Source organism: Microbacterium invictum (genome assembly GCF_014197265.1).
GTDB classification, from domain to species: Bacteria; Actinomycetota; Actinomycetes; order Actinomycetales; family Microbacteriaceae; genus Microbacterium; species Microbacterium invictum.
Genome location: NZ_JACIFH010000001.1, coordinates 29,732 through 49,869, shown reverse-complemented (window position 1 = coordinate 49,869; position 20,138 = coordinate 29,732). Strand labels below are relative to the sequence as shown.

Below are 20,138 nucleotides of genomic sequence, written 5' to 3'. Positions count from 1 at the left end.
GTCAGAGCGAGTCCGGGCCCAGTGGGTGCTCGGGGCGACGCCCCGTCTCCTGCTCCCAGAACTCGAGCTGCTGAGTGAGGGCCTTGGCCAGTTCGAAGACCTGCTGCGGGGGGATCCGCACGCGCTGGACGACCCGTGCGGGCACGACGGTCACGGCCGCACCCTCGTCGTCGACGCCCTGGTGCGGCGGCTGCGCCAGCGACAGGAAGTCGAGCACGAACACGTCCGGGGTGTGCCACACGTTCGCGAAGTCGGCGTAGCTGCCCGGGATCTTCTCGGGCGGCAGATCGATCTCGAACTGCCGCGGTGCGTCGTCGGTCATGCCGCGCCTCTCTCGTCGACGCCGAGTCTACGCAGACCGGCGTCAGCCCCCACGAGCCGCGCGAACGCGCTCAGGCGCGCCACGCCCTCGGGCGTGCGGGGCACGTCGTCGAGCAGACCGGTCGAGAAGACCAGGTGCGCCGTGTGCATCGCGCGCGAGATGGCCACGTTCAACCGGTTCTGCAGCAGCAGGAACTCGAGCCCGCGCGGGGCGTCGCGTCCCGACGATGCCGCCAGCGACACGATCGCAACGACCGCCTCCTGCCCCTGGAACCGGTCGACCGTCCCCACCGGAACGTCACCGAACCCGGCCGCGACCAGAGCCTCTTCGACGAGCACCTGCTGCGCGTTGTAGGGCGTGACGACGATGAGATCGGATGCCGTCAGCGCGCGTTCGCCGTCATCGCCGTGCCAGCGCCTGCCGATCAGGTCGCGGACGATGCCCACGACCGTCTCCGCCTCTTCGGGAGACTGGGTGGCGTTGCCGGTATGCGCCAGCGGCACCGGGACCACCCCCGCAGCCACGCCGTCGAGTCTCCGGTCGGATGTGCACGGGTGCGCCGCAAGCTTTCCCTCGTAGGACAGATGCGACACCGGGGCGGCCACCTCGGGCCGCATGCGCCGGCTCTGCGCGAGGAAGTAGCCGCGGTCCTCGCCGATCACCGCGAGGTCGTCCATGACCCAGCCCAGTGCCGAGGTGTCGACCGGCTCGGGATGGGTGCCCTGGCTCACCTGCGGCAGCTGCTGCGGGTCGCCGAGAAGCAGCAGTCGCTGCGCCGCCACCGACACCGCGATGGTGGATGCCAGGGAGAACTGCCCGGCCTCATCGATGACGAGCAGGTCGAGGCTCCCCCGCGCGATGCGTCCCGGATGGGTGAGATCCCAGGCGGTCCCGCCGACGACGAACCCGTCCTGCTGCTCGGCGATGTAGCCGGCCATCCCGTTCTTGGCGATCACGGTGAACGACTGGCCGCCGGCGGCTGTTCCGCTCTTGAGTGCCTTCGCGACCTGGGCGGGCGGAACACCGGCATCCACGATCCGATCGAGCATGTGCTCGACGACCGCATGCGACTGCGCGACCACACCGACCTTGAAGCCGTGGTCGCGCACGAGACGGGCGACCACATGCGACCCGACGTACGTCTTGCCGGTGCCCGGGGGCCCCTGCACGGCCAGGTAGCTGCGGTCGAGGTCGAGCAGCGATCCGACGATGTCGGACACGTCGTCGCCCGACCCGCGGACGAGCGATCCGCCCCGCAGCCGCGGCGGTCGGCGCAGCAGCAGGTCGGTGGCGGCGTCCGCCGGGAAGCCGGGCGATGCCGCGACCACGGAATCGGCCCACTCGTCGATCGCGACCTGCTGACTGCCGGCCCGCGGCGGGGACTCGGGGGTCAGCGCGACCGGCCACTCGTCCCACGTGAAGCCCTGGATCGCGTTCTCCTCTACGACGACCCCGTCGTCGAGCACGTCGACGATGCGGACCGTGCGGGCCACGTGGATCCAGCGGGGATGCGCCTCGGCGGGGAACGGCGCCGGCAGGTCGTACACCGCGCTCGGGCTGCTGTCGACGCTCAGCCGCGTGCCCGGTGCCAGTTCGCCGCGCAACTCGACGACGCGCTTGGTCACCCGCGCACCCTCGGGCAGATGCCAGTCGGTCAGCACCCGGCAGCGGTCGCGGTCGATCGCGATGACGTCGCGGGTGTCCTCCCATACCGAGACGGGCTCGCGCAGCCGCAGGAAGTGGGTCGCCCAGAAGGTCTTCGCCTCGCGCGGGTAGTAGTCGATCGCGGCCGCTCCCAGCCGCAGCGCCTCGGCCTCGCGGTCGCCGGCCGTCTCACCCGCGAGCCGGGTGAGCGCTTCGGCACGCGGCGACGGCTCATAGGCGCGCTCGGCTGCCTCGAGGTCGGGCGAGGGCTGCAGCTTCGCTTCGCGCGCCCGGTCTATCAGCCAGTTGCGCAGGCGCCGCGTCGAGACGCAGTCGTACCGGTTGTAGTCGGCCAGGTCGGCCAGGATCCGCTCGGCGGACTGGGCATCACCGGCTGCGGCGAACGCCCGCGCCTCGACGTACTGCACGATCGAGTCGTCGCCGCGCTGCACGTCGCTCGTGCGGACCTCGGCGCCCATGTACAGCGGCTCGAGCTTCTTGATCGAGTACGACCGTGACCCGACCCTCAGCGCGCGGCGCACGATCGGGTACAGGTCGACGAACACGCCATCGGCCAGCAGCCGGTCGACGTCGTTCTCGCGCACGCCGTATTTCGCGGCCATCGCGAGCAGATGCGTGGGCTCGTACGGGGCGTAGTGGTAGATGTGCATGCCCGGGTGCGCCTGCCGCTGCGCGTTCACCATGTCGAGGAATCGCTCGAACGCCTGCCGCTCCTCGTCGAACGTGTGCGCCCACAGCGCACTGTACTGATCGCGGATGTCGGTCCAGCCGAACAGGTAGTCGATGCCCCACTGATGGCCGGGGCCCTCGGTGAACAGCGGATCGCCCTCGAAGTCGAAGAACAGATCGCCCTCGTCGGGCCGGGGCAGGGCGCCCAGCGCCTTCGGGAACACGACCTCGTACGTCGGCACGGCGGGGGCAGGCGCCGCCGGTTCAGTCGCGTCTGCCGCCGGCGCGATCGGGGCGAGCCCGCCCGCCGGACTCGACAGCTGCAGCCGCGCCTGCGTCCGCAGGCTCGCGAAGGTGTCCCAGGACATGCGCGCAGGCGCCTCTCGCGCGGCGGCGAGTTCGTCGATCGAATGGATGCCGGCGGCGCGCAGTCGCTGTCGCTGGACCGGTCGCATGCCGGCGACCAGCAGGAGGTCGCGGTGGGCGATGACCTCGAGGTCGCACGTGGCGCAGCGGCCGCACGCCACCACCCGGAGTGCGCCGCGCTCGTCGCCCCAGGCGATCGGGTCACCTGCGGCACCGGCGGCCAGGTCACGGTCGTCGATCAGCGCGTGCAGCCGTTCACGGCGCAGGGCGAAGACCGGGGCGATGTCGCGCAGCGCGTGGGTGGAGACGGTGCCGTCGCCCAGCAGCAGCTGGACCTCCGGCGCACGCGCCATGCCGAGCCGGTCGAGCTGGTCGGCGTATGCCGCGAGCTGCATGAGGGCGGTCACCCGTGCGTGACGGGCGAGCTTCGTGTCCTGCACGATCCAGCGGCCCGCCGCGTCGCGCACCAGGAAGTCGGCGAACCCGACGAAGTCGGCGGTCGCGAACGCTGCCTGGTAGACGATGTCGGCATCGGATGCGAGCGCGGTATTGGTCGCGTCGACCGCGGCGGCCAGGGCAACGGCATCCGTCGACCGCGTCTCCGGGATCTCGACGACGCCGCCCGGGAACTGCCGCCGGTAGTCGGCGAGCACGCGCAACTCGTGCTGCGTGCCCAGCCGGCCCGCCCGCTGCAGCGTGAGGTCTTCGGGATCTTCGACCGCCGGCACCCGCCCCAGCTTCGCGTCGATCGCCCGCAGCCAGGCGAACTCGCATTCGGCCGCCGCCTTCAGATCGCTCGCGCTCCAGACGATCCGGCCCTCATCTGCTATGTACCGCATGCCTCCCCTTCGCCTCCGACAGTATCGGTGGCTTCCGACAGCGGGCGCCGTCCGGGGTCCGCGTGCCAGACTGGACCGGTGACCGAGAACCTCGAGTTCGACAGCGCCTATCGGCACGGGTTCGCACGCATCGCCGCATGCACGATCCCCGTGGCCATCGCCGATCCCGTCGCGAACGCGGATGCCGTGATCGCGGCCGCCCGCGAATGCCACGACGATGCGGCCGCCGTGGCGGTGTTCCCGGAACTGTGCCTGACCGGCTACGCGATCGAGGACCTCGTCATGCAGGACGTCGTCCTCGACGCCGTCGAACGCGAGCTCGTGCGCATCGCTCGGGAGACCGCCGACGGTATGCCGCTGCTGTTCGTGGGCGCGCCGCTGCGGCACGGGTCGCGGCTCTACAACTGCGCCGTAGCGATCCACCGCGGCGAGGTCATCGGCATCGTGCCGAAGTCGTACCTGCCCACCTACCGCGAGTTCTACGAGCGCCGCTGGTACGCGCCGGGCGACGACACGCACGGCCAGTGGTTCGACCGCGGCGAGCTGTCGGCGCCATTCGGCCCCGACCTGCTGTTCGACGCCCTGGACGTGCCCGGGCTCACCGTCCACGCCGAGATCTGCGAAGACATGTGGGTGCCGATCCCGCCGTCCTCGCGCGCCGCGCTGGCGGGGGCGACGGTGCTGGTCAACCTGTCCGGCAGCCCGATCACCGTCGCACGCGCCGAGGATCGCAAGGACCTGTGCCAGTCGCAGTCGCTGCGCTGCCTCGCCGCCTACGCGTACGCGGCCGCGGGCATGGGCGAGTCCACGAACGACGTGTCATGGGACGGTCAGACGATGATCTTCGAGGGCGGCGCCCTGCTGGCCGAGACCGAGCGCTTCCCGGACGGCCCGCGCCGCTCGGTCGCGGACGTCGATCTCGACCGTCTCCGTCAGGATCGGCTCCGCCAGGGCACGTTCGACGACAACCGGCGCGCCCGCGATCTGCGGGTCGCGGCGGTGGACGCCGACTTCCGCCAGGTGACGTTCGTGCTCGATCCCCCGGCAGCGGACATCGGCCTGCGGCGACCGCTCGACCGCTTCCCGTTCGTCCCCGATGACGCCGCCCGCCTCGACCTGGACTGCTACGAGGCGTTCAACATCCAGGTGTCAGGGCTCGAGCAGCGCATGCGCGCGATCGGCTCTCCCAAGCCCGTGATCGGCGTCAGCGGTGGCCTCGACTCGACGCACGCCCTGCTGGTCGTCGCCCGCGCCATGGACCGGATGGGCCGTCCGCGCAGCGACATCCTCGCGTACACGATGCCCGGGTTCGCGACCAGCGATCACACGAAGTCGAATGCGATCGCGCTGGCCGAGGCGATCGGCGCCACCATCTCCACGATCGACATCCGGCCGATGGCGACGGAGCTCCTGAAGGGCATCGACCACCCGTTCGCCGGCGGTGAGCCCGTTTACGACGTCACGTTCGAGAACGTGCAGGCCGGCGCACGCACCGACTTCCTGTTCCGCCTTGCCAATCAGAACGGCGGCTTCGTCGTGGGCACCTCCGACCTGTCCGAGCTCGCGCTCGGCTGGGCGACCTATGGCGTCGGCGACCACATGAGCCACTACGCCGTGAACGCGGGCGTGCCCAAGACGCTCATCCAGCACCTCATCCGCTGGGTGATCGCGCACAGTGCCTCGGATGAGACCGGGACATCGCTCACCGACGCCGCCAAGACCGTGCTGCAGTCGGTGCTCGACACGGAGATCAGCCCCGAACTGGTGCCGGCCGGTCAGGACGGCAAGGTGCAGTCGACCGAAGACACCATCGGCCCGTACGCCCTGCACGACTTCGCGCTGTTCCACGTGCTGCGCTACGGGCTGCGGCCGTCGAAGATCGCGTTCCTCGCCGAGAAGGCATGGGCGGATCCGGATGCCGGAGCCTGGCCGCCCGGATTCCCCGACGCGGACCGGTACGGCTACGAGCGGGCCGAGATCGTGCGGTGGCTGCGGGTATTCCTGAAGCGCTACTTCGGGTTCGCGCAGTTCAAACGCTCCGCGATCCCGAACGGTCCCAAGGTGCTTCCGGCCGGATCGCTGTCGCCGCGCGGCGACTGGCGCGCCCCGTCGGACGGCAACGCGACCGTCTGGCTCGCCGAACTGGATGCCGCGCTGCCCGACCTCGTGGAGTGAGTCCGGAACCCGACGCCGAGTCCGGCGACCCCGGCATCCATCACCGCTCTATGCCTTGGGCAGCAGTCCGTAGGCGATGGTGATGATCCAGGCGTCGCGCGACACGTCGGCCAGCGCGTACTGCATCGCGCGGTCGGGAATCCATCCCTTGGTGCGGGCGGAGTTCAGGCGCACGTGATCGGGCGCCACCCGCACCCCGCGCCCGTCGGCCTCCAGCACCGCCTGCGCGTGCGTCCAGTGGTGGACCAGCTCGGGGACGTTGCTCTCGTCCAGGAGGTGCGAGTGCTTGCGCATCTGACGCAGCTCGTCCGCATCGGGCTGCAGATCGCGGATGTCGACGCCGACCGGCAGGCCCGGATCGCAGATGGCGACGATGGTCGCGGCACGGTAGCTCGCCGTCTTGATCGCGATCGGCAGATCGGCTCCGTCGCGCGAGGCGATGAGCTGCGTGTGATAACCGAAGCTCCGGGGGGCCTCCCGCTCGATCTTGATGTCTTTCACCTCGCAGCCGAGCTGTGCCGCGATCAGCTCTTTCGCGAGGATCCGACGACGATCATGCACCGTCGTGGCAGGATCCCATCCCAGTCGCGCCGATATTCCAGCGGGTGTGTCCAGGACTACGCTCTGCAGGCTCATGTCGCTCCCTTGTCGGTGCTTCCATCCTGGCCCAGATCGGGACGGCTCGGGAGAGCGGGTCCCGTGTCAATCCGAAGATCGCATCATCGTCCGCAGCACGAAGTACACGATGAGGGCCACGACGGCGACCAGCAGGATCTTGACCAGGAACCAGACGAGCCCCAAGACCACGTCGACCACGAGCCAGGCGATCACGATCGCGCCGACGACGGCGAGGACGGTCCACAGGGTGTTCTTGGTCATGTCTCAAGCCTAGACAGCCAACAGGGCCCCCGGTCGGGGGCCCTGTCAGGTGGCGCTGTCAGATCAGTTCGAGTTCGCCGAGTTGACCGATCCGGCAGACGCCGGGCTGTCCGGCGAGGCGGGGGTGGGCGGGGATGCCGGGCTGGGCGCCGAGACAGGGCTCGGCGCGGAGACGGGGCTGGGAGCCGATACCGGGCTCGGTGCGGAAACGGGGCTCGGTGCAGAAGCGGGGCTGGGAGCGGAAGCGGGGCTGGGAGCCGATGCCTTGGTCGGCGCGGAGACGGCGCTGAGGGCAGACGCAGTGCTCACCTGCGCGGCGGGACTGACCGCCGAGACGACGGAGACCGAGCTGCCGGTGACCCGCAGCTTCACGCCCGGGCTGTCGAGGACCTTGCTCTCCTTGCCGGTGAGAGTGCTGCCCGGAACGACATCGCCGCCGGTCGTGCGCAGGTCCATCGTGCCGGCCACGGCCGCCGCACCGCCGGCGATCACGCCGAGACCGACGATGCCCGTGACGCCGTAGGCGATCCACTTCTTGTTCATCTTGTACATTTCGTTTCCTCCGTAGTGTCAAGTTCCTGCCGGTCCTGGTGACCGCGTACTTCGAGTCTGTTCGACGGCCGTAAGCTCCCTCGAAGAAGTCGATGAGGGCTGTCTTACCTGGATTCATCTGGGATGCAGACGAGGGAACGGGACCCCTTCCGGGCCCCGTTCTCCGTGCCTGCGAGTGTCAGTTCGAGTTCGCCGAAGCGATCGAGCCGGCCGATGCCGGGCTGTTCGCCGACGCGGGGCTCGCGGGTGAGGCCGGGCTCGGCGCTGACGCGGGGCTCGGGGCCGAGGCCGCACTCGCGGCCGATGCCGCACTGGCCGCCGACGGAGCGCTCGCCGCGGAGGCGCGACCCGGTGCCGACGCGGCAGATGCCGTGCTCGTCAGTGCCGTGGGGCTGACGGCCGAGATGACCGTCGCCGAGGTGTCGGTGACCCGCAGCTGCACCGTCGGGCGGTCCAGCAGCGAGCCGTCCCTGCCGGTGATGACGCCACCCGGGAGCACGTCGCCCCCGGTCGTGCGCAGTTCCATCGAGGCCGCGGCCGCCGACGCACCGCCGGCGAGAAGGCCGATGCCCACGATGCTCGTGACCGAATAGGCGATCCACTTGCGGTTCATCTTGAATCCTCCTGTTCGAGAAAAGCGCTTCGTTCATTGGTTCCAGTCTTGGCGGCGAGGCTAAGCCGCATCGAAGTCGTGGATGAGACGTCTCTTACCAATGGATGCCGGTACCCGGCACCCGCCCGATCGCGTCAGTTCGAGTTCGCCGAGGCGACCGAGCCGGCAGACGCCGCACTGGGCGGCGACGCGGGACTGTCCGCGGAGGCGGGGCTCGGCGGGGTGGGAGCGGACGGCGGCGATGCCAGGCTGGGGGCGGACACCGGGCTGGGCGCCGACGCCTGGGCCGGCGCGGACGCGGACGAGGGCGCCGAGACGGCGCTGGGTGGGGAGGCAGGGCTGGGTGCGGGCGCCTTCCTCGGTGCGGAAGGTGCACTGGCCGCCGACGCGACGCTGGCCGCCGACACCGCCGTCCGGGTGGAAACGCGTGTGGGTGCCGATGCTGCAGAGGTTGCCGAGATCGTACTCACCAGCGCCGCGGGGGTGACGGTTGACACGATGGTCACCGAGGCGCCGGTGACGCGCAGCTGCACGCTGGGACGGTCCAGGAGCGCGCCGTCCTTGCCGGTGATGGCGCCGCCGGGCACGATCGACCCGGCCGTGGTGCGCAGGTCCATGGTGGCGGCGGCCGCTGCCGCACCACCGGCGATGACGCCGATCCCGACGATTCCGGTGACGCCGTACGCCATCCATCTGCTGCTCATCGCGAGTCCCTCTATCTCGACGGGCCCCGGTATCGGGACCACGCAGTCCGGGGACCGCGTACTTCGAGTCTCGGCGTCGCCGGTAAAGCTTCTCGAAGAGGTCGATGAGAGCTTTCTTAGGTCTCGACGATGTCCGCGGCCCGGGAGAGCAGCAGGTCGGCGCGAGGCTGCACGCCCGTCTCGGCGGCAGCGAGCGCATGCCCCAGCAGGTGGATGGCGATGAGCGCTCTGGTTCCGGCATCCATCGCCCACCGCTCGACCGCCAGATCGACCAGAGTCCATACGGTGTCGGCGTCGCCGCCCTCCTGCGTGAGCACGGCGCTGGCGATCGCGTGCCCGATGAAGGCCGCCGCGTCGTCGGCGGGGTTGCCGGCACCCGCGGTGTCGACGTCGATCAGACCCGTGACCTCCCCGGTGCTCTCGTCGACGAACAGCTGGCCCAGATGCAGATCGCCGTGGATCGTCTGGATCCGGTGGTCGGCGTTCATTCCGGCATCCGCCCGCCGTGCGACCCCGTTCACGAGATCGGCCTGATCCGGACGTGCGGCGCGCAGCCGTTCGGCGTACCAGGACAGCCGGCTCGACAGCGAAGTGCGGGCCTTCCCTTCGATATCGGCGGATGCCATCTGCGCGCGCAGCCGGTCCAGTTCGTCGAGCAGTGCCTCGGGCAGCCACCTGCCGTCGGTGGCAGGGACTCCGGACGCGTTGTCGAGCACCAGCAGGCCCTCCGGCGACCATCCGCGCACCGGCGGCACCGGCAGTCCGCGGTCGCGCAGCGCAGTGTGCACCTGCACGACCCGCTCGATGCGCCGTGGGCGCACCACCTTGACCCACGTCATGCCGTCTGCGGTCGGCACGCGCAGCACCGCACGCCGGCCGGGCCGGTAGCCGACGATCTCGGGCATGCCCGCCGCGGCGATGCCCAGCCGGCTCAGCAGCACCTCGGCGGCGTGCCCGAAGGCCGCGGGGGCGAGGGCGGGCAGGTGCGGGTCAGCCGGGTGGATCCACACGCGCGCCTCACCCTCGAGGACGAGTCCGGTCTCCTGCCGCACGCGGTGCAGCGAGGTGTCTACGTAGGCGACGACGGGCGGGGCGGCCGTGACGCTGAAGCCGGTCACACTGCCCGGGCCGAGCGGCTCACGTGAGATCAGCTGAAGGGCGTCGAGAGGCACGCCCAGCGCATCGGCGGCGAGGATAGCCTCAGCGTCGACGGGCTGCACAGGGGTGGTGTCCACGTGTCCGATCCCACCATGAACGGGCCTTCGATGGGGCCGGCAGACGATGAGACATCTCTTACGGTCGACCCCGCGCGTGGCCCGGTGTGTCCATACTGATGGCCATGGACGACACTCCCAGCCGCCGCCGGTTCACCGTGTCGGTGCGCACGCGCATCGTCGCCGTGATCACGCTGGTCGCGGCGCTCGGACTGATCGCCACCGGCGTGGCGGTGTACTTCGTCGAGCGCGCCAACATCCTCGAGAGCATCGACGACCGTCTGCAGGACAACCTCGAATCGGGTCGGTTCCTCGTCGAGCAGGGCAAGGACGGCTCGGGAACGTGGGCGGGCGCCGATGAGGCGCTGAGAGCGGTCGTGCAGCGCATGAGCCCCGATGACAACACGGGTGCACTCGGCATCATCGACGGCCGCGCCGTCATGGCTCCGGGAGTGCCGCTGGACGTCGACCTGCAGTCGGTGCCCACCTTCGCGGGGCACGTCGCGGCGCAGGCCTCCGGCGCCGATCCGGTCATCGGGACGTTCGTGCACGAGGACGTCGCGTGGCGGTACCTCGCCGCCCCGATCGCGGTGGAGGGCGGCCAGGAAGCCGAGCATGTCGTCTTCGCCATGGCGTACGACGTCAACGAAGAACTCGCCGAGATCAACGAAGCCGCGCAGGCCTACCTCATCGCCTCCGGCATCGTCCTGGTGGTCATCGCCCTCGTGGCGCTCATCGTCTCGACGCGCCTGCTGCGCCCGTTGCGCCAGATGCGGGAGACCGCCGAGCGCGTCTCGGCGCAGTCGCTCTCGGAGCGTCTGCCCATCAACGGGCGCGACGACGTCTCCGGTCTCGCGGCAACGATGAACGACATGCTCGACCGGCTCGACGCCGCCCTCGACTCTCAGCGGCAGTTGCTCAGCGACGTCGGGCACGAGCTGAAGACCCCGATCACGATCGTGCGAGGACATCTCGAGGTCATGGCTCCCGACAACCCCGACGACGTCGCCGAGACGCGCGACCTCGTCGTCGACGAACTGGAGCGTATGGGCAATCTCGTGCAGGACCTCGGGCGCGCGGCGAAGCTGCACGGACCGTCTCCGGTCACACCGCAGGCAGTGGATGCCGGTGACCTCGTGCGGCAGATCATCCGCAACGCGCAGGCGATCGCCGGCGCCGACGTGACCGGCGGGCCGGTCGCCGAGGTCGTCGCGAACGTGGATCCGGAGCGAGTGACCCAGGCCGCGCTGCAGCTCACCCAGAATGCCGTCAGCCATGGCGGCGGCGACATCGAGATCGGCAGCCGCGCGCGCGGAGGCGACTTTGAGCTCTGGGTGCGCGATCACGGTCCGGGCGTTCCGGACGACGCAAAAGACACCGTCTTCGAGCGGTTCTACCGCGCCGATCAGGACAGCCGCGGCAGCGGCCTTGGTCTGAACATCGTGCAGGTCATCGCTCGCGCGCACGGAGGCCGGGTGCACCTCGGCGACGCCCCGGGTGGTGGCGCGGTCTTCACGATCATCCTTCCGGGGGCTGTGGTCGGCCCAGGCCCGCAGCAGCCGTTCGCCGTCGATTCACTCGAGTCGCTCAGTATTCCACCCAAGCCCCCGTTGCCGACGACGGTCGGCGCCGGCCCGAAGGAGTGACACGTGGCATCCATTCTGATCGCCGAGGACGAGACCCGCATATCGGGGTTCATCGACAAGGGGCTGCGCGCCGCCGGCTACGCGACGCAGGTCGCCGCAAACGGCACGCTCGCCCTGGAGCTCGCCCAGTCCGGCGAGTTCGATCTGCTCGTGCTCGACATCAACATGCCCGGTATGGACGGCTTCCAGGTGCTCGAGCAGCTGCGCGGCGGAGGGTCGCGGATGCCGGTCATCATGCTCACCGCCCGCGTCGAGCTGCATGACACCGTCGCCGGGCTCGAGGGTGGTGCGGACGACTACCTGGGCAAGCCGTTCCGGTTCGACGAACTGCTCGCCCGGATCCGGCTGCGCATGCGCCGGGACGAGGACACCGGGTCGGTCGCGACACTCACCCACCGCGACATCACCCTCGACATCCGCACCCGGGAGGCGCACGTGGTCGGGCGTGCGGTCGAGCTCTCGGCCCGGGAGTTCGCGCTGGCCGAGGAATTCATCCGCAACGCAGGGCAGGTGCTCAGCCGCGAACAGCTGCTCAGCAGGGTGTGGGGCTTCGACTTCGACCCCGGTTCGAACGTGGCCGACGTGTATGTCGGATATCTGCGCGGCAAGCTCGGGTCCGAGCGCATCGAGACCGTCCGAGGCGTCGGGTACCGGCTCGTCTGATCTGCGGGGGCGGGCCGCAAACCCGGGTCACCTCTTGCCACCTCCCACCGCACGAGACGACCACACGCGACCCCCATCGCAGGCGCGCCGACCCCCACGCGCAAACCCGGGTCACCTCTTGCCACCTCCCACCGCACGAGACAACCACACGCGACCCCCATCGCAGGCGCGCCGACCCCCACGCGCAAACCCGGGTCACCTCTTGCCACCTCCCACCGCACGAGACAACCACACGCGACCCCCATCGCAGGCGCGCTGACCCCCACGCGCACATCCGGGTCACCTCTTGCCACCTCCCACCGCACGAGACAACCACACGCGACCCCCATCGCAGGCGCGTGCGCACTCCGGCCCCCAGCGTCGTCTCGGGGCCGCACCGGGCCGGCAGGCTGCGTGCTCACCGCGGAGGGCGGTGCCAGACGACAGCCGCCCGTTCAGACGACCGGCGCGGGCAGATCCTGGCTGATCGTGCTCGGGCCGTCGGGTGTCGCGGTGACCGTGAGCTGTGCGGGCAGCTGCTCCTTCATGGCCTCGACGTGGCTGATCACGCCGACGGTGCGCCCGCCGACGCGCAGGTCGTCGAGCGTGCGCATGGCGAGCTCGAGCGTGTCGGGGTCGAGTGAGCCGAACCCCTCGTCGACGAACAGGGTGTCGAGGCGGAGCCCGCCGGCGCGGCTCGTGACGACCTCGGCGAGCCCCAGCGCGAGCGCGAGCGAAGCGAGGAACGTCTCGCCGCCGGACAGCGACTGCGGTGACCGCATGCGGCCGGTGTGCGCATCGAGGACATCGATCCCGAGGCCGGAGGCTTTGCCCCGCGCCTGGAGCGCATCGGAATGATGCAGCGTGTAGCGCCCCGACGACATCTCGGTGAGCCGCAGGTTCGCAGCGGCGACGATCTCTTCGAGCTCGGCGGCCAGCACGAACGTCTCGAGGTCCATCTTCTTGGTGTTCGGCGCACGGCCGGCGACCGTGTCGGCGAGACGGGAGACCACGGCCGCGTCTTCGGCGCGGGCGGCGACGGCGGCGTAGGCCTCGTCGGCCTGAAGCAGCAGTTCGCGCAGTCGGCCGGCGGTGCTCTCGGCGTCCCGCAGCGCCCCGATCGCGACCGTGCGGGCGTGGTCGGCCGCCGCCGCCGCACGCTCTGCCCCGGCCACCTCATCGTCGCCGATCTCAGCGTCATCAGCGGCAGCGAGTTCGAGTTCGAGAAGGCGCGCACGGGCCGCGGACAGCGCCGCCGCGTGTTCGTTCAGACACGCGTCGATCTCAGACCGCGCGGCGTCATCGAGCAGCGACGCCGCCGCATCATCGGCGTCGCGGAAGTCCGATGCCGCGAGCCGGGCGTCGCGATCGGCGAGCGCCTCCGCGTAGACGCGCTCACGATCGGCGACGGTGCGCTGCGCGTCGCCGAGGCCACGGGCCAGATCACGGCGTGCGGTTGCCGCCGCGACACGCTGGGACACCGTCTCGTGGTCGCCTCGGGCGGCCGCGACGGTCACCTCCAGGCTCTGCACGGTGGTCTCCAGCACGACGCGCTTCTCGGCCTCGGCTGCGAGCGTGGCCGCACGCTCTGCACGCTCGACTTTGGCGGCCGCGGCCAGGACGTCGAGCTCGTGGAGCTGTTCGGCGAACCGGGCGACCGCGGAGACCGCGCGTTCGGCGACGGCAAGCTCGTCCTCGGCCTTTGCCAGTTCGTCGGACAGGACCGTGACGGCGTCCCGGTCGCCGGTCACATCGCCCATGCGCGCCCGCGCGGCCGCACGCCGTTCGCGCACAGCCCGGGCCGCCTGCGCCGCCGACGACTCGGCCGTGGTGGCGTCATCGCGCCGCCGCTCGGCGACGGTGAGGTCGTCGTCGGTCACCGTGTCGTCACCGGTCTCGGCCGGATGCGGGTGCTCGGTCGACCCGCAGACCTCACACGGTTCGCCGTCGACGAGCCGCTGCGAGAGCTCGCCGGCATAGCCCGCCATGCGCCGCTGCAGCAGCCGGGTCACGGTGCCCGCCGCCTCGCCGGCTGCAGTGCTCGCACGAAGGTAGGCCGCCTCGGCCGCCTCCACCTCGGGTTCCAGTTCCGCCGCCTCACGCGCGGCACCGAGCCGCTCGACCAGCAGGTCACGCTGCTGCCCCACCACATCGCGCCGCGCGGCATCGGCCGCAGCAGCCGTGCGGGCGGCCTCCAGCCGTGCCCGCTCGGCGGGGATCAACGCCTGCTGCGCATCGAGCGCGGCGAGCGTCTCCGCCGACTCGCTCTCTGCGCGGCGACTCGTGATCAGCAGGGCTTCCTTCTCGGCCAGTTCGCGTTCTTGGGCGACGGCGGCCTGCCAGCGGGCGACGTCGCCGGTCAGCTGGTCGATGAGCGATTCGAGATCGGCGTCGGCGTCGCCACCGGCATCCACCCACGCCTGCTGCGCCTGGGCGCGCGCTGCCGTCGCATCGGTGCGTGCGGCGTCCGCGCGGACGAACGCGTCGAGAGGTGCGCGCAGCGCCTCAGCCGCGCGGGCGCGTTCGAGGTGGGAGCGGTCGAGGTCTCGAGCCGGGCTCTCCGCCTCGAGCGTGTCGAGGCGCACTCGCGCGGCAGCCCGATCGGCGAGCCGCTGGGCGCGCTCCACGAGGGCCGCGTGTGCGGCGGTCGCGGCCGCAGCCGCGGCATCAGCCTGCCCGCGCTCGGTGGCGCGCGCCTCGATCCGGTAGGCCGCCCGCTGATCGGCGAGTTCCGCTGCCTGGCGGCGAGCGGCCAGCTCCGCCGGACGCTCAGTGTCACCGGCGAGCTCGTGGGAGTCGATGAGCTGCTCGGCCAGATCGAGGATCGTCCGGGCGTGCTCACCCGCCGTGTCGAGCTGCTTCTGCGCATCGCGTCGGCGCTGTTCGAGGTCGTCGATGTACTGATCGAACCGGCGCGTGCCGAACAGGGTGCGCAGCAGGGCCTGCCGCTCGTCGTTACCGGCGAGAAGGAACCGGGAGAACTTGTTCTGGGCGAGCAGGATCACCTGCTGGAACTGCTGGGCGGTCAGCCCGAGGATCTCGTCGAGCTCGTGGGCGACCTCGCGGGGCTTGGCCGCCCGTCCGACCCAGTCGCCGCCGATCCACTGCTCGAGCACGGCCCTCGGAGCCTCGGTCGTGAGCTTGTCGCCGCGCTTGGCCGGCCGTTCGTATTCGGGCGACCGGGTCACCCGCCAGCGGACGTCTCCGACGGTGAACTCCAGTCGCACTTCGGTCGGGTCACCGAGGAAGCAGTGGTCGCTGCGCAACCGCCGTTCGCCGCCGTCGTAGCGGGGCACCGATCCGTACAGCGCGAAACTCACGCCGTCGAGGATGCTCGACTTGCCCGCGCCGGTGCGCCCGGAGATGAGGAACAGGCCATCGGCGTCGAACGCGTCGAAGTCGACGACCTGCGTCTCACGGAACGGCCCGAACCCCGTCAGCTCGAGGCGGTGCAGTTTCACGCCAGGGCCTCCACGCGGGTGCGCTCGTCGAGCACCTCGGCGAGCAGTTCGGCCTCACGCCCGGACGCGCCCTCTCCCTCACGCACGTGCACGAGGAAGGCCTCGACCAGTTCACGATCGGTCACGGCGGCCCGGACGCGGTCGACGTAGGTCAGCTCGTCACCCTCGCGCCGCACGGCCGGCAGGTGCACGACCTTGGCGCAGAACGCGAACCGCTCCTGCAGCCGGCGCAGCGGGTCACGCTGCGGCAGCGTGTCGGTGTATTCGACGCACACCCAGGCGTCCTCGGCGGCGGCGTACCGCGCGTCGGTCAACAGCGCGTCGAGCGGCGCGCGCAGCGTCACGAGACGCCGCGGCACCGGCAGTTCGAGCCAGTCGACCGACGCCACGCCCGTGGCATCCATCTCCACCAGCCACGACCCGCGCGGCTTGTCGCCCTCGCCGAAGGTGTAGTGCAGGGGCGCGCCCGCGTATCGCACGGTCGGCGCGAGCGCCTGACGACCGTGGATGTGGCCGAGCGCCATGTAGTCGACGCCGTCGAACGCGGACAGCGGCACGACGTCGAGACCGCCCTGCTGGATGTCGCGCTCGAGGTGCGGGGTCGGCTCGACGCCGGCGGCGAAGCAGTGGGCGATCGCGACCGACCGGCCGCCGCGCGTGGCGAGGTCGGCGCGGACGAGGCCCATCGCATGCGCGAGCGCCCCGGCCTGCGTACGGGCAGCCGGCCATTCATGCCGCAGCAGCGCCGGCTCGAGATACGGGATGCCGTAGAAGTGCACCGGCCCGTCGGCGTCGTCGATCGTGATCGGCGTGCCGACGGCGTGCGGATCGGTGAGGACGTGGATGCCGTCGCGCAGCAGCCCGGCCTGGAAGCCGAGCCGCGCCGCCGAGTCGTGGTTGCCGCTGGTGACGATGACCTGGGCGCCCGTGTCGGCGAGCGCGCGCAGCGTGTCGGACAGCAGGGTGTAGCACCCGGCGGCCGGCGTCGCGGAGTCGAAGACGTCGCCGGCGACGATCACGACGTCGATGTTGCCTGCCCGCACCCGGTCGACGAGCGTCTCGAGCACGCCGCGCAGCGCATCGAGCGTGGCGTGACCGTGGAAGGTCCGCCCGATGTGCCAGTCAGAGGTGTGCAGGATCCGCATGCTCTCACGGTACGAGAAGCCCCCGACATCGCCGCCGAGGCGTACCGCGGACGGCGCGATTGCGCGGTCCGGGTACCCTCGAGTCCGTGACATCGACCCACGAATTCGCCTACGGCGGCGCCACGCTCGTCGCCGAGCGGCGCAGCGGCGGCGATCCGACGTTCGTCCTGATCCACGGGATCGGCATGGGGCGCGGGGTGTTCGGCGACCTGATCGACCACCTCGGCGACACGGCGGACGTCGTCTCGATCGACCTGCCCGGCTACGGCGAGGCGCCCGAGCCCGAACGCGTCCTGACGATGGAGCGCACCGCCGACCTCGTCGCGGCCTACCTGAGGACGCACGTCGGCAGGCCGGCCGTGCTGGTGGGTCATTCGATGGGGGCGCAGATCGTCCTCGAGGTCGCGGTGCGGCATCCACTCGTCGTCGAGCGGATCGCACTGCTCGGACCCTCCGGAGACCCCGGCGCCCGGTCGGCGCGGGCGCAGCTCTGGCGGCTGCTGCGCGATGTCGCGGTCGAAAGTCCCAAGGTGATCGTCCTGGGCGGCCGCGAATACGTGCGGGCGGGGCCGAACCTGCGGGCGAAGCTGCGGGCGATGCTCACCCATCGGCCCGAAGACGTGCTGGGCCGGGTCACCGTGCCCACGCTCGTGATCCGCGGCGAGAACGACATCGTCGTGCCGCGCGAGTGGTGCCGGGCGATCGTGCGCGGCGTGCCCGATGCACGGCTGGCCGAGATCGCCGGGCACGGTCACGAGACGATGATCCGGGATGCCGAGCCTTCGGCCGCCCTGCTGCAGGCGTTCGCCGCGGAGTGAGGGCTGCTACGACGCCAGCCGCGGCGCGTAGCGACCCGACTTCTCCGCGCGGGCACGTGCCTTGGCGGCTTCTTCGTCACGGTTCTTCGGCGGCGCCACCGCGACGAGGTCTGCGAGCAGATGACGCGTGGCGTGCGCGACCTCGGCGACCGCGTGGTCGAACGCGGCCTGGTTCGCCTTGGACGGCTTCGTCGTCCCGGCGATCTTGCGCACATACTGCAGCGCGGCGGCGTGGACCTCGTCGTCGGTCGCAGCGGGTTCGAAGTTATGGAGTGTGTGGATGTTGCGGCACATGCCAAACACGGTACGTCCGGGCGCGGACGCGCAACAGGGGTCAGCTCGCGCGGCGGGCCAGCAGGTCGCCGTGCTCGGGGTGGGCGGCGAACCAGTCGGCGACGTACCAGCAGACCGGGCTGACGACGCGGTCGCCGCGCGCCTCGATCTCGGCGACGGCGCGGGCGACGACCTCGCCGGCGTAGCCGTGGCCGCGGAAGGTGGGGACGGTATAGGCGCGGGTCATCGCCACCGTGCGGCCGTCGTCGCGGTAGTCGAGGACGCTGACGAGGTCATCGCCGCGGTGCAGCGTGTATCGCGAAGCATCGGGCTGATTCGCGAAGGTGAAATCGGTCATCTCTCCACGGTACGTCGGTTTTCGGCCAGCGAGGCCAGCCACGCGTCGACCTCGCGCTGCCCGCGCAGGTGGATGATGCGGTCACCGGCATCGATGCGGTCCCGCATGCGCTGCTGCACCCGCGCATAGCTCGTCCACGCCCAGCGGATGATGTTCTCTTCGGGGTTCCAGCGCAGCCAGGTCGAGATGCGCTCGCGGTTGCCGTGCCAGAGCTCTTCCCGATGGATGCCGCGGCGCACAGTCCTCGTGATGACGCGCCACATCACGACCCGGCGCGGGTGATCGACCCAGACCATGGCGTCGGCCCCGCCCGGCGTACCCGGATCGAGGAGGCCGTCCAGAAGGCTCGTCCAGTTGCCGTCGGCGACCCAGCCGTCCGGATTGTCCTCGGCGAACCGCCGCACGATCGCGCGGGCGTCGTCGGGGTCGCGGCGCGTCCATCCGGCATCCCAGAACACGGCATCCAGCTCCAGATGCGGGACGCCGAGGATGCCGGCGACCTGCCTGCCCAGACTGGTCTTGCCCGAACCCGAGGTGCCGACGATGCGCAGACGGCGAGGGGCGGGTCCGGCGGGCGGCATCCGTCGATTCTGGCACGCGAGCCTCGCCACGCCGTCGACCGTGCAATCTGTCACATTCCGTCACGTTGGCGCCGTGGCAGCCGTGCAGTTTGACATGAACGGACACGGTTCGTCATAATCGACCCCATGACTGACAACACCATCGCTCTGTCCGCCCGGGAGGCGAACGGAACCTGTGGCACGATGATGCCGCAGCGTGTTGTCATGTGTTGCCGAATGTGTCGCTGACACGGTGATCCCCGCCGGGCCGTCCCGCCGCTTCTGAATGCGGCGCCACACGACCCCCGAGCCAGCGGTGCCGTCCGCCCACGACGCGGAGCCCGCCTGTCTCGCACATAGGCCACTCGAAGGCCACCACGCAACACCTCCGAACCCGCTTCCGGCCCCTCGCCCGGGTTCCTCCCCGAAGGACATCGCCATGTCGAACACCGCACTCCTCACCCGCCCGTCCACCACCGCCCGCCACCTGCACGCCATCGAGGACATCACCACCGCGGCGCCCGTCGCTCCGGCACCGGTCGTGCCGGACGCGCCGACCACCGGCGCGATTCCGGTCGGCACCGCACCGCGCGGCTTCGCCCTCTACGTCGGGCTCGACGAGATCAAGGCCGCCGTCGACGGCGTCTCGCTGTCGACGATCGTCGCCGCCCTGCGCCAGACGCTCGGCGAGCTCGCGCCCAGCGCCGAGACCTATGCCACCGTCGCCCTGGCCCCGGCCGGCGCCGGCGGCCGCGACGTCGACGTGGTGCGCCTCGCCCTGCACGAGCCGAGCGCCATCGCCCGCACCAAGCAGGACGAGCCGGTCGACGACCACATCGAAGGCGGCGTCACGATCGACATCTCGCGTCGCCGCGTGCACATCGACGGCGAGGCCGCGGCGCTCACCTTCAAGGAGTTCGAACTGCTGCAGTACCTCGTGCTGCGCGAGGGCCGCACGATCGAGCGCACCGAGCTGGTCTCGTCGCTGTGGAGCCACGCCGCCGACGAAGAGGTGCCCGGCGAGCGCACCATCGACGTGCACGTCCGCCGCCTGCGTTCGAAGCTCGGCCGCTACGAGGACATCGTGCGCACCGTGCGCGGCATCGGCTACCGCTTCGACCGCCACGCCGACGTCGTGATCCGCTACGGCCACGGCACCCCGTCGCCCGACCGTTTCTGAGCCTCAGCGGATCGGCATCCGCCCGCCGCGCGCAGCCCCCGGAACTTCAACAGTCAC

At 71.0% G+C, this 20,138-nt stretch carries 18 protein-coding genes; 5 read left to right on the top strand and 13 right to left on the bottom strand.

Translation table 11 applies throughout. From position 1 onward, the window contains the following. Window position 1: 1 nt before the first annotated feature. Both BKA10_RS00235 and BKA10_RS00230 read right to left on the bottom strand, forming a co-directional pair. The gene (locus tag BKA10_RS00235; protein ID WP_183497862.1) at window positions 2-322 is read right to left on the bottom strand and encodes a DUF3467 domain-containing protein; all 321 of its coding nucleotides are present in this window, start codon (window positions 320-322) and stop codon (window positions 2-4) included. Next, window positions 319-3,861 (bottom strand): TM0106 family RecB-like putative nuclease, encoded by a 3,543-nt coding sequence (locus BKA10_RS00230; RefSeq protein ID WP_183497860.1) that lies wholly within the window; start codon window positions 3,859-3,861, stop codon window positions 319-321. The genes BKA10_RS00235 and BKA10_RS00230 overlap by 4 nt, the downstream gene beginning before the upstream one ends. A 78-nt stretch (window positions 3,862-3,939) precedes the next feature. Between BKA10_RS00230 and BKA10_RS00225 the strand changes: the two genes are divergently transcribed. Beyond that, window positions 3,940-6,036, top strand: a complete 2,097-nt coding sequence (locus BKA10_RS00225; RefSeq protein WP_183497858.1) for an NAD(+) synthase — start codon at window positions 3,940-3,942, stop codon at window positions 6,034-6,036. Window positions 6,037-6,084: 48 nt separating this feature from the next. Here BKA10_RS00225 and BKA10_RS00220 read toward each other — a convergent pair whose 3' ends face one another. The 6 genes from BKA10_RS00220 to BKA10_RS16865 all read right to left on the bottom strand — a co-directional run bounded on the left by BKA10_RS00220 (window position 6,085) and on the right by BKA10_RS16865 (window position 10,019). Then, window positions 6,085-6,672 carry a hypothetical protein gene (locus tag BKA10_RS00220; RefSeq protein WP_183497856.1) on the bottom strand — a complete coding sequence of 196 codons (588 nt, stop codon included), beginning with the start codon at window positions 6,670-6,672 and terminating at the stop codon, window positions 6,085-6,087. Between the two features lie 66 nt (window positions 6,673-6,738). Further along, window positions 6,739-6,915 (bottom strand): hypothetical protein, encoded by a 177-nt coding sequence (locus BKA10_RS00215; RefSeq protein ID WP_183497854.1) that lies wholly within the window; start codon window positions 6,913-6,915, stop codon window positions 6,739-6,741. 63 nt (window positions 6,916-6,978) lie between these two features. Continuing rightward, entirely contained in the window at window positions 6,979-7,467 is a 489-nt protein-coding gene (locus BKA10_RS00210; protein WP_183497852.1) for a hypothetical protein, read from the bottom strand. A 178-nt stretch (window positions 7,468-7,645) separates the two neighbouring features. Continuing rightward, a complete protein-coding gene (locus BKA10_RS00205) occupies window positions 7,646-8,080 on the bottom strand; it encodes a hypothetical protein (protein ID WP_183497851.1) in 435 nt (144 codons plus the stop codon). A 134-nt stretch (window positions 8,081-8,214) separates the two neighbouring features. Beyond that, complete coding sequence (locus tag BKA10_RS00200) at window positions 8,215-8,784, bottom strand: hypothetical protein (protein WP_183497849.1); 570 nt, start codon at window positions 8,782-8,784, stop codon at window positions 8,215-8,217. Window positions 8,785-8,900: 116 nt separating this feature from the next. Next, window positions 8,901-10,019, bottom strand: coding sequence for a phosphotransferase (locus BKA10_RS16865; protein WP_183497847.1), 1,119 nt, complete (start codon window positions 10,017-10,019; stop codon window positions 8,901-8,903). Between the two features lie 104 nt (window positions 10,020-10,123). Here BKA10_RS16865 and BKA10_RS00190 point away from each other — a divergent pair, with 104 nt between their 5' ends. Both BKA10_RS00190 and BKA10_RS00185 read left to right on the top strand, forming a co-directional pair. After that, window positions 10,124-11,644 (top strand): sensor histidine kinase, encoded by a 1,521-nt coding sequence (locus tag BKA10_RS00190; protein WP_183497845.1) that lies wholly within the window; start codon window positions 10,124-10,126, stop codon window positions 11,642-11,644. Between the two features lie 3 nt (window positions 11,645-11,647). After that, window positions 11,648-12,307 carry a response regulator gene (locus BKA10_RS00185; RefSeq protein ID WP_183497843.1) on the top strand — a complete coding sequence of 220 codons (660 nt, stop codon included), beginning with the start codon at window positions 11,648-11,650 and terminating at the stop codon, window positions 12,305-12,307. Window positions 12,308-12,741: 434 nt separating this feature from the next. Here BKA10_RS00185 and BKA10_RS00180 read toward each other — a convergent pair whose 3' ends face one another. Both BKA10_RS00180 and BKA10_RS00175 read right to left on the bottom strand, forming a co-directional pair. Beyond that, window positions 12,742-15,747, bottom strand: a complete 3,006-nt coding sequence (locus BKA10_RS00180; protein ID WP_183497842.1) for an AAA family ATPase — start codon at window positions 15,745-15,747, stop codon at window positions 12,742-12,744. After that, a complete protein-coding gene (locus BKA10_RS00175) occupies window positions 15,744-16,892 on the bottom strand; it encodes an exonuclease SbcCD subunit D (protein WP_183497840.1) in 1,149 nt (382 codons plus the stop codon). The genes BKA10_RS00180 and BKA10_RS00175 overlap by 4 nt, the downstream gene beginning before the upstream one ends. An 86-nt stretch (window positions 16,893-16,978) precedes the next feature. On the opposite strand from BKA10_RS00175, the gene BKA10_RS00170 reads away from it, so the two are divergent. Continuing rightward, window positions 16,979-17,710, top strand: coding sequence for an alpha/beta fold hydrolase (locus tag BKA10_RS00170; RefSeq protein ID WP_248199138.1), 732 nt, complete (start codon window positions 16,979-16,981; stop codon window positions 17,708-17,710). 6 nt (window positions 17,711-17,716) lie between these two features. Here BKA10_RS00170 and BKA10_RS00165 read toward each other — a convergent pair whose 3' ends face one another. From BKA10_RS00165 to BKA10_RS00155, 3 genes are read right to left on the bottom strand one after another with little or no spacing between them, the layout of a single operon-like run. Next, window positions 17,717-18,004: a DUF2277 domain-containing protein gene (locus BKA10_RS00165; RefSeq protein ID WP_183497836.1), complete on the bottom strand. Its 288-nt coding sequence runs from the start codon at window positions 18,002-18,004 to the stop codon at window positions 17,717-17,719. A 40-nt stretch (window positions 18,005-18,044) separates the two neighbouring features. After that, window positions 18,045-18,341, bottom strand: coding sequence for a GNAT family N-acetyltransferase (locus tag BKA10_RS00160; protein ID WP_183497834.1), 297 nt, complete (start codon window positions 18,339-18,341; stop codon window positions 18,045-18,047). Then, window positions 18,338-18,922 (bottom strand): P-loop NTPase family protein, encoded by a 585-nt coding sequence (locus tag BKA10_RS00155; RefSeq protein ID WP_183497832.1) that lies wholly within the window; start codon window positions 18,920-18,922, stop codon window positions 18,338-18,340. Before BKA10_RS00155 ends, BKA10_RS00160 begins: the two co-directional genes overlap by 4 nt. 418 nt (window positions 18,923-19,340) lie before the next feature. Between BKA10_RS00155 and BKA10_RS00150 the strand changes: the two genes are divergently transcribed. Then, complete coding sequence (locus BKA10_RS00150) at window positions 19,341-20,081, top strand: winged helix-turn-helix domain-containing protein (protein WP_183497830.1); 741 nt, start codon at window positions 19,341-19,343, stop codon at window positions 20,079-20,081. The last annotated feature ends 57 nt before the right edge of the window (window positions 20,082-20,138 follow it).